Source organism: Candidatus Eremiobacteraceae bacterium, assembly GCA_035314825.1.
Lineage (GTDB): Bacteria > Vulcanimicrobiota > Vulcanimicrobiia > Eremiobacterales > Eremiobacteraceae > JAFAHD01.
This window is the reverse complement of the sequence record DATFYX010000014.1, coordinates 26,698-35,624: the sequence shown is the minus strand read 5'-3', so window position 1 is coordinate 35,624 and position 8,927 is coordinate 26,698. Positions and strand designations below refer to the sequence as shown.

The 8,927-nt window shown below is 65.7% G+C and carries 9 protein-coding genes; 6 read left to right on the top strand and 3 right to left on the bottom strand.

Going from position 1 to position 8,927, the window contains the following annotated elements; translation table 11 throughout:
- Positions 1–274: phosphomethylpyrimidine synthase ThiC (locus VKF82_03245; GenBank protein HME81074.1), on the top strand; the 274-nt coding region annotated here is incomplete at its 5' end.
- Positions 275–395: 121 nt separating this feature from the next.
- Positions 396–1,847: a DUF4139 domain-containing protein gene (locus VKF82_03240; protein ID HME81073.1), complete on the top strand. Its 1,452-nt coding sequence runs from the start codon at positions 396–398 to the stop codon at positions 1,845–1,847.
- Between the two features lie 15 nt (positions 1,848–1,862).
- Here the strand turns inward: VKF82_03240 and aceB are convergent, their stop codons facing one another.
- A complete protein-coding gene (gene aceB / locus VKF82_03235) occupies positions 1,863–3,464 on the bottom strand; it encodes a malate synthase A (GenBank protein HME81072.1) in 1,602 nt (533 codons plus the stop codon).
- Positions 3,465–3,613: 149 nt separating this feature from the next.
- Here aceB and VKF82_03230 point away from each other — a divergent pair, with 149 nt between their 5' ends.
- Entirely contained in the window at positions 3,614–3,811 is a 198-nt protein-coding gene (locus VKF82_03230; protein ID HME81071.1) for a DUF1059 domain-containing protein, read from the top strand.
- A gap of 3 nt (positions 3,812–3,814) precedes the next feature.
- Here the strand turns inward: VKF82_03230 and serS are convergent, their stop codons facing one another.
- Positions 3,815–5,089, bottom strand: coding sequence for a serine--tRNA ligase (serS, locus tag VKF82_03225; protein ID HME81070.1), 1,275 nt, complete (start codon positions 5,087–5,089; stop codon positions 3,815–3,817).
- Positions 5,090–6,214: a type IV pilus twitching motility protein PilT gene (locus VKF82_03220; GenBank protein HME81069.1), complete on the bottom strand. Its 1,125-nt coding sequence runs from the start codon at positions 6,212–6,214 to the stop codon at positions 5,090–5,092. It lies immediately after the preceding gene.
- Between the two features lie 112 nt (positions 6,215–6,326).
- Between VKF82_03220 and VKF82_03215 the strand changes: the two genes are divergently transcribed.
- From VKF82_03215 to VKF82_03205, 3 genes are read left to right on the top strand one after another with little or no spacing between them, the layout of a single operon-like run.
- Positions 6,327–7,601 (top strand): molybdopterin molybdotransferase MoeA, encoded by a 1,275-nt coding sequence (locus VKF82_03215; protein HME81068.1) that lies wholly within the window; start codon positions 6,327–6,329, stop codon positions 7,599–7,601.
- 17 nt (positions 7,602–7,618) lie between these two features.
- Positions 7,619–8,167: a BON domain-containing protein gene (locus tag VKF82_03210; GenBank protein HME81067.1), complete on the top strand. Its 549-nt coding sequence runs from the start codon at positions 7,619–7,621 to the stop codon at positions 8,165–8,167.
- 28 nt (positions 8,168–8,195) lie between these two features.
- The gene (locus tag VKF82_03205) at positions 8,196–8,927 is read left to right on the top strand and encodes a metallophosphoesterase family protein (GenBank protein ID HME81066.1); all 732 of its coding nucleotides are present in this window, start codon (positions 8,196–8,198) and stop codon (positions 8,925–8,927) included.

The window sequence follows — 8,927 nt, the reverse complement described above, 5'->3', positions numbered from 1 at the left end:
GCTTTCCAAAGCGCGTTTCGAGTTCCGTTGGGAGGATCAGTTCGAGCTGTCGCTCGATCCGACCACGGCGCGCGAATTCCACGACGAGACGCTGCCCGCGCAAGCGGCCAAGGTGGCGCACTTCTGTTCGATGTGCGGGCCACATTTCTGCTCGATGCGCATCTCGCAGGACGTGCGCGATTACGCGGCGTCGCTGGAAGTCGAAGCTGGCATGCGCGCGAAAGCGGAGGAGTTCAAGCAAGCGGGCGGCGAGCTGTACGTCCCGCTGAAGTAGGCATGTAGTGGCCGAATTTACTCGGCCGTCGAATGTATTCGACCGTAGTTCGAACCGCGCGGCCTCCCCGTTCGACGTATAATCGTACGGGGTGGCCGAATTTTCTTATGGGAGGACCATCATGTCGACCCATGCAGGCTGGCATCACCGCGTTGGCGCGCTGTTCATCACCCTTTGTCTGCTCGCACCGACGGGCCGCGTGGCCCTGGCCGATCCCGGCGAGCGCACCAGCACGCTTGCCGATCAGCAAGCCGTCTCCGTCACCATCTATAACGACAATCTCGCGCTGGTGCGCGACGAACGCCGCATGTCGCTGCCCAAAGGCACGCAGCGGCTCGCGCTGCGCGACGTCAGCGCCCAGATCGACCCGACCACCGCGCTCTTCCATAGCCTCACCTCGTCGGGCGCGGTGTCGGTCATCGAGCAGAATTTCAACTTCGATCTGCTCAGCCCGGAGACGCTTCTCGACAAGTACGTCGGTAAAGACGTGACGGTCATCCACACCAACCCGCGCACCGGCGCGGAGACGCGCGAGCAAGCCAAGGTGCTCTCTGTCAATAACGGCGTCGTCTTGCAATACTCGAACCGCATCGAGACGGGCATCGACGGGCGCCTCTCATTCCCGTCGATCCCGTCCAACCTGCGCGATCGGCCGACGCTGGTGACCGACATCAACAACACGTACGAGGGCGATCAGTCGCTGGAGCTCGACTACCTCACCGGCGGCCTGTCGTGGCATGCCGATTACGTCGGAGTGCTCAACGGCGACGATACGCGTCTGGACCTCAACGGGCTGGTCACGCTGACGAACACCAGCGGCACGAGCTACGACAACGCGAAGATGCAGCTGGTGGCCGGCTCGGTCAATCGCGCCCAGAACACGGACCAGATCCGCACGCTCGCCGCCGTGTCAGTACGAGCGGCCAACGAACCCATGAGCCAGCAGACCCTGTTCGAATATCATCTGTACACGCTCGGCCGGCCCACCACGATCGCCGACAAGCAGACCAAACAGGTCGCGATGCTCTCGGCCTCTGCCATTCCGGTGACCAAGTCGCTCGAACTGCGCGGCGAAGACTACTACTATACGCAGGCGACAAGCGACTTGGGCCAACGTCTCAAGCCGCAGATCTATTTGGAGTTCAGCAATGACGGCGGTGGCTTAGGCGTGCCGCTGCCTAAGGGCGTCGTGCGCATCTATAAGAAGGACTCGTCCGGCAACGCGCAATTCGTCGGCGAGGATAGCATCGATCACACGGCGCGCAAGGAGCGCATCCGCTTGCTGCTCGGCGAATCGTTCGACGTCACCGCGACGAAAAAGCAGACCGATTTCAAGCGCGTCGGGCCGTTCAACGACCGCTATCAGTACGAGAGCTCGTACTCCATCGAGATGCGCAACGCCAAGGACACGCCGGTCACGCTCAAGGTCGTCGAGCCGATGCCTGGCGATTGGACGATCATCGCCGAGAACGCGCCGCACGTGAAGACATCGAGCGCGACCGCGACCTGGACGATGACGGTCCCGGCCAACGGCAAGACGACGCTGGAGTACTCGGTGCGCGTGCTCTACTGACCACCCGCGCGCAGGTCAGTCCAGGAGTTCGTAGGCCGGCAGCGTCAGGAACTCGATGAAGTCCGCGGAGAGCGCGACGCGGTCGAATATCTCGCGCGCGTCCTTGAAGCGGCTGTGCGAGAACGACTTGTCGTCCATCGCGCCGCGCGCGGCAGCGAGCTCGTCTTCTTCGAGCGCGCGAACCATGCTCTTGCTCGCCTCCTCGCCGTCATCGAGGCGCGATCCATGGCGCACCCACTGCCAGATCTGCGAACGCGCGATCTCGGCGGTCGCGACGTCCTCCATGAGATTGTTGATGCCCGCCGCGCCGGTGCCGCGCAGCCATGATTCGAGATAGCGCAGCCCGACGCTGACGTTGCCGCGCACTCCGGCTTTAGTGATCGTGCCGCCCGGGACGCGCACGTCGAGCAACTGCGCTGCGGTGACCGATACCTCGGGCCGCTGCCGCTCGATCTGGTTCGGACGGTCGCCAAGCACCGTATCGAATTCCGCGCGGGCCACCGGCACCAGGTCCGGGTGAGCTACCCACGTGCCGTCAAAGCCGTCGGCAGATTCTCGCTGTTTGTCCTCGCGCACGCGTGCGAGCGCCGCCTCGTTGACCTGCGGGTCGCGCCGGCTTGGGATGAACGCCGCCATGCCGCCCATCGCGTGAACGTTGCGGCGATGGCACGTCTTCACGAGCAGCTCGGTGTAGGCGCGCATGAAGGGCACGGTCATCGTGACTTGCGCGCGGTCGGGCAGCACGAAGTCAGCGCGATTGCGAAACTTCTTTATGATGCTGAACATGTAGTCCCAGCGCCCCGCGTTGAGTCCGGCGGAGTGCTCGCGCAGCTCGTACAGGATCTCGTCCATCTCGAACGCGGCCAAAATGGTCTCGATGAGCACGGTCGCGCGGATCGTGCCGCGCGGCACGTGCAGCGCGTCCTGCGCGAAATTGAACACGTCGTTCCACAGGCGCGCTTCGAGATGGTTTTCGAGTTTGGGAAGGTAGAAGTACGGCCCGCTGCCGCGCGCGAGCAGGCGCTGCGCGTTGTGGAAGAAGTACAGGCCGAAGTCGAAGAGGCTGCCGGACATCGGCGAGCCGTCGATCGTCACGTGGCGTTCGGGAAGATGCCAGCCGCGCGGACGCACCAGCAGCACCGCCGGGCGCTCGATCAGCCGATACGTCTTCTCAGGCGTCTCAAGCGTGATGGTGCGCTCGATGGCGTCGATGAGATTGCCGTGTCCGCCGATGAGGTTCTCCCACGTCGGCGTGTTCGAGTCTTCGAAGTCGGCCATGAACGCGCTCGCGCCCGAGTTGAGCGCGTTGATCATCATCTTGCGGTCGGTCGGACCGGTGATCTCGACCCGGCGGTCGCGCAGGTCTGCCGGGATCGACGGACCTTTCCACTCTCCATCGCGCACGGCTTTGGTCGAGCTCAAGAAATCAGGCAGCACGCCCGCGTCGAACTGCGCTTGCCGCTCCGCGCGCGCGCTCAGCAGCTGCCGCCGTCGCGGCTCGAATTCGCGCGCAAGTGCCGCGACGAAGGCAAGGGAGTCCGGGGTCAGGATCTCGTCTTGACGCGCGACGCGCGGCGCTTTGACCGTCACGCCGTCGAGTGCGCTAGCATGTTTCATGGGACAAGGTTTGCGCTCAGCCGCGCGACCTCCCCGCCTGGTACGGGCGTTCGGAGGACTTGGCGCGGCGGCCGTCCTATAGCGGCAACCCGGCGGACCGGCAGACAAGGCCGCCGATCTCATACCGCCCGATCACCGAGGAGACACCTATGGCCAGCACCTCCACCCGCGTCTTCATCGACTGCGCCGAGATGCCCAGCGACAGCGGCTGCACGCTCTACATCTCAGGCAGACCCGATGAAGTGCTCAAAGCGGCAGTCTCACACGCGGTCTCAGCGCACGGACACCAAGACAGCCCCGAGCTGCGCTCTCAACTGCAAGCCGGACTCAAACCAGAAGCCGCCTAGACCTCAACCGATCCGCTCGGTGCCGCCCATATAGGGCTGCAGTATGCGTGGGATGCGCACCGAGCCGTCCTCTTCCTGATAATTCTCGAGCACCGCGACCAGCGTGCGCCCGACAGCGAGCGCTGAGCCGTTGAGCGTGTGCACGAATTCCGGTTTGGCTTTTGGCGCTGGGCGAAAGCGGATGCCCGCGCGCCGCGCCTGGAAATCGCCGGTGTTGCTGCACGACGAGATCTCGCGATAGGCGTTCTGGCCGGGCAGCCACACTTCGAGATCGTAGGTCTTCTGCGACGCGAAGCCGGTATCGCCGGAGCTCAGCAGCATCACGCGATATGGCAGCTCGAGCGCTTGGAGCAGGCTCTCTGCCTGGCGCACGATCAGTTCGTGCAGCGCCGCGGACTCTTGCGGTTGAGCCAGCGCGACCAGTTCGACCTTTTCGAACTGATGCTGGCGGATGAGGCCGCGCGTGTCCTTGCCTGCAGCGCCGGCTTCCTGGCGGAAGTTCGCGGTGTACGCGGTGTAGCGCTTGGGCAACTCGTCGTTCTCGAGGATCTCCCCGCGGTGCAAGTTGACGAGCTGCACCTCGGAGGTCGGTGACAAGAACAGCGAGCCGTCATCCAGCGAGAACATCGCGTCGCTGAATTTGCTCAAGTGGCCGGTCGCTTCGACGGTCTCGCGGTTGACCAGCAAGGGTGGCGCGATCTCCATGAAGCCGGCCGTGGTGTTGCGCTCGAGGAAGAAGTTGATGAGCGCGCGGTTGAGCCGGGCTCCCTCGCCCTTGATGACGGTGAAGCGGCTGCGCGCGATGCGCACGCCGCGTTCGAAATCCAAGATGCCGAGGCGTTCGCCGATCTCCCAGTGCGGTTTGGCCGTGAACGAAAACGCCGGCGGATCACCGCTTGAGCGAACGAGCTGATTGGCGCTCGAGTCCGCGCCGTCGGGGACGTCGTCGGCCAGGATGTTGGGGACGTGCGCGAGCAGCTCGTTGAGGCGCTGGTCGAGCGCTTCCGCCGACCGCTCCTGCGTGGCGATGCGCTCACCCAACTCGTTCGAACGCTCGCGCAGACGCGCTAGCGCTTCAGGCGGCTGGCCCTTGGCTTTGGCGAACTCCGCGGAGATCTGATTGCGTTCGGCCTTGGCGGCGTCGATCGCGGTGATGGCCGTGCGCCAGTCGGCGTCGAGCGCGAGCAAATCGTCGACCACCGAAACCGGCAGCTGGCGGCGTGCCAACGAGCGGCGCACGCGATCCGGCTGTTCGCGGATGAGGCGCCGGTCGAGCATCTAGGGACGTTGCGCCGTCGGCATCGCTGTTTCGTGCGTCGGAAAGCGCGGGGCCGCGGGACCGGAGCCCAGCACGCGGCGCAGCTCCTCCGGATGCGAGGACGCCTCGATCGCGCTGTCGCGCGTGATCTTGCCGGCTGTGACCAGCTCAGCGAGATGCTTCTCGAGCGACTGCATGCCGAGCTGCGTGCCCGTCTGCATCGCGGTCATCATCTGCGAGGGTTTGTTCTCTCGGATGAGATTGCGCACCGCGGGCGTGCCTAACAGCACTTCCATCGCGCAGATGCGGCCGGTACCGGACGCGCGTGGGATCAGACACTGCGTGAACACCGCTTCGAACGAGCCGGCCAACTGCACGCGGATCTGCTCCTGCTGGTCGACCGGAAAGACGTCGATGATGCGGTTGATCGACTCCGGCGCCGTGGTGACGTGCAGCGTGCCGAACACCAAGTGGCCCGTCTCGGCCGCGGTCATCGCCAGCTTGATCGTGTCGAGGTCGCGCATCTCACCGACCAAGATGACGTCGGGGTCCTGGCGCAAGGCGGAGCGCAGCGCTGCCTGCTCGCTTTTCGTGTCTTTGCCGACCTCGCGCTGCGAGATCACCGATTGATCGCTGTGGTGCTCGAACTCGATCGGATCTTCGATGGTGACGATGCGCAGAGCTTTATTCCGGTTGATGTAGTCGATCATCGCGGCCAGCGTCGTGGTCTTGCCGCAGCCCGTCGGGCCCGTGACAAGCACCAAGCCGCGCGGCTTTTGCGTGTACTCGGTGACGACCTTGGGCAGCTCCATCTCTTCGAGTTTGGGAGGCGTGGACGGGATCGCCCGGAACGTGCCGCTCATATGCTCGCGTTCGAAACACATGTTCACGCGGAAGCGCGAGATGCCCGACAATGAGTATGCGGAGTCGAGCTCGCGGTTTTTTACGAGCGCGTCGTATTGCTCTTCCGTCAGGATAGAGTGCATGAGCGCGTCCATGTCCTCACCCTTGAGGATGTCGTCGTTCAGCTTGCCGAGCTCGCCGTTGATGCGGATGGTCGGCGGGCAGCCCGCGACCAGATGCAGGTCGGAGGCGCTCGCGAGCACCGTCTGCGTGAGCATATCATCAAGCGAATGCGGGTACATGTGGCCTCCATCGGCGCCCGAGGGCCCCGCTCGAAAGGGTGCCTCGCCGCGGCGCAGCAAAATCAGGGTCTTCTAACATAGGACTTGCGCACGTGCGCGGTCGTTACCTAGCATGGAGGGGCGCCAGACGTCCACAGTCGATCCGACCCTGCGCCGCGTCAGCCTTGCGCGCGCCCTGAGCGCCGTGCTTGCGCATCCTATCCGCACCGCGGCCACGCAACGCGTGCCGATCGGAGCGGACAGCGCCGGGCGGGTGTTGGCCGAGGACGTGCGCGCACTCGAGGACGTGCCGCCCTTCACGCGCTCGAGCGTGGACGGCTTCGCCGTGCGCGCGCAAGACGTGCGCGGTGCCGATGGTCGCGCGGTCGTGCGCTTGACCGTCATCGGGGAAGTGCTCATGGGCGCCGCGGCTCCGCCGGCCGAGCTGCAGTCCGGCCAAGCGATGCGCGTGCCGACCGGCGGGTGGCTGCCGCGTGGCACTACCGGCGTCGTCAAGAAAGAGGACTGCCGCGACTTGGGCGCGGCGATCGAGGTCGTCGACGGCGAAGGCAGCGAGGACCACATCACGGCGCAAGGCGCTGATGTGCGCTGCGGCGACCTGCTGCGCCGTCGCGGCGACGTGTTGACGCCGGCATCGGTCGGATTGCTCTCGGGATCCGGCGTCGCCGAGCTCGTCGTGTTCGCGACCCCCGTCGTCGGCCTGCTCGTCACCGGCGACGAGATCGTCTCGCCCGGGCACGACCTTCGCGCCGGAGCGGTGCGCGACATCAACAGCCTGTCGCTTGCGGCGGCGCTGCGCGCGATGGGATTCGCGCCGCGCACCTACGATCGAGTACCCGATCGAAAGGATGCGTTCGAGCGCGCCTTCGCGCGCGCGCGCGCCGAATGCGACGCGGTGGTGATCTCCGGCGGCTCCAGCGTCGGCGAGCGCGACTACACGCCGCAGATCGTCGGCGCGGCCGGACCGCCGGGCGTCATCGTGCACGGCGTGCTCGCCAAACCTGGCCGGCCGACGATGCTGGCGCTGGTCGGCGACATGCCGGTGATAGGCCTGCCCGGCAATCCGGTCTCCGCACTCGTGATGCTCGAGACGCTGGGCAAACCGGTCTTGCTGCGGCTCTACGACAAGCGCGACGAGACGTTGCCCCTGCGCGCTCGCCTGCGCGCACGGCTCGATCTCGATCCGGAACTCGAACATCTGGTGCCGGTCGCCCTCGCGCGCGCCGAGGGCGGTCTTGAAGCCGATCCGCTGCTCGGCACGTCCGCGCAGATGCACATTCTCGGATTCGCCGACGCGCTGGTGGACGTGCCCGCGGGAAGCGGGCCGATCGAGGCCGGTACGTGGATCGACGCCAGCCCGCTTTCACGCACGTCAAGTTTGAGGTGAAGAAGATGGACATCAAAATGAGGCGCCTGTTGCTCGGGTCGGCGATCCTCGCGGCAGCGACGCTCGTCGCCTGCAGCAAGAGCGACCAGGACCAAACACAGCGCACCATCGAGCGCGGCGCCGGCGACGCGTGGGTCTGCACACAGGTGCGAGCCTCGGCGACGGCGCTCGACCCCGCGACCGTATCGCTGGTGAAGATCGAATGCTCGCCCGGTCTCGTGACCCTGCGCGGCGAGGTGCGCAGCGCGCAAGAACGCGATCAGCTCATCGCGGCCACGCGCAAGATCGATGGCGTCAAAGCCGTCGATGCGCACATCGTCGTGAATCCCAAAGCACCGACCGGCAACGAGATCGCAGACGACGTCACGTTGGCGACCAAAGTGCATGTCGCGATCGCCGGACAGACCGGCGTGAACGCGCTCAAGATCGGCGTGGGCGTGCACAACGGCGTCGCGACGCTGACCGGCGACGTGCCGTCACCGGCGATCCAGACCGTCGCCGTCGATGCGGCGCGCGGCGTCAAAGGCGTGAAGGGAGTCGTCGACAAGCTCGAGGTCCGGAGGTAAGCCCACCCCATCGGAGAAGTCGAACCGCCTGCGTTACGGCATCATATCCGACATCCACTCCAACCTCGAGGCGCTCAACGCGGTCATCGCCGAAATCGATGCCATGGGGGTCGACGCGTTGCTGTGCCTGGGCGACATCGTGGGCTACGGTCCGAGCCCGAACGAATGCTGCGACCTCCTGCGCGAACGCGGTGCGCTGTCCATCGCCGGCAACCACGACGAAGCGGCGGTCCGCAGCGCCGGCGCGGAGCGCTTCAACACCCTCGCGCGCGAGGCCATGTCATGGACCCGCTCGCAGCTCACGCCGGAGAACCAGGCCTACCTCGCCGGGCTTCCCAGGGAGCGGCGGGTCGACGGCTTTGCGATGGTGCACGGGGCCCCCGTCCACCATTTCGACTATATAATGGATGTGATGGATGCCAAGCGGGCGTTCGAAGCCACCGTGGAGGCCCTGACCTTCGTCGGCCACAGCCACGTGGCGGAAGTCTACTACCAGGACCCGGCAGGCAGGACGTTCCAGCAGCGGCTCCTGCATGGCGGGCGAATCGACATCGTTCCCGAATTCCGTTACATCACCAACGTGGGAAGCGTAGGGCAGCCGCGCGACCGTAACCCGCAGGCGTCATTCGCATGCTATGACGACGCGATCGCGGCGGTCGAGATCCGCCGAGTGGCCTACGATATCGAGCGCGTGCGCCAGCGCATGGCGCTCGCGAGTCTCCCGAAACCACTAGCCGAGCGCCTCGCCGCGGGCTGGTAA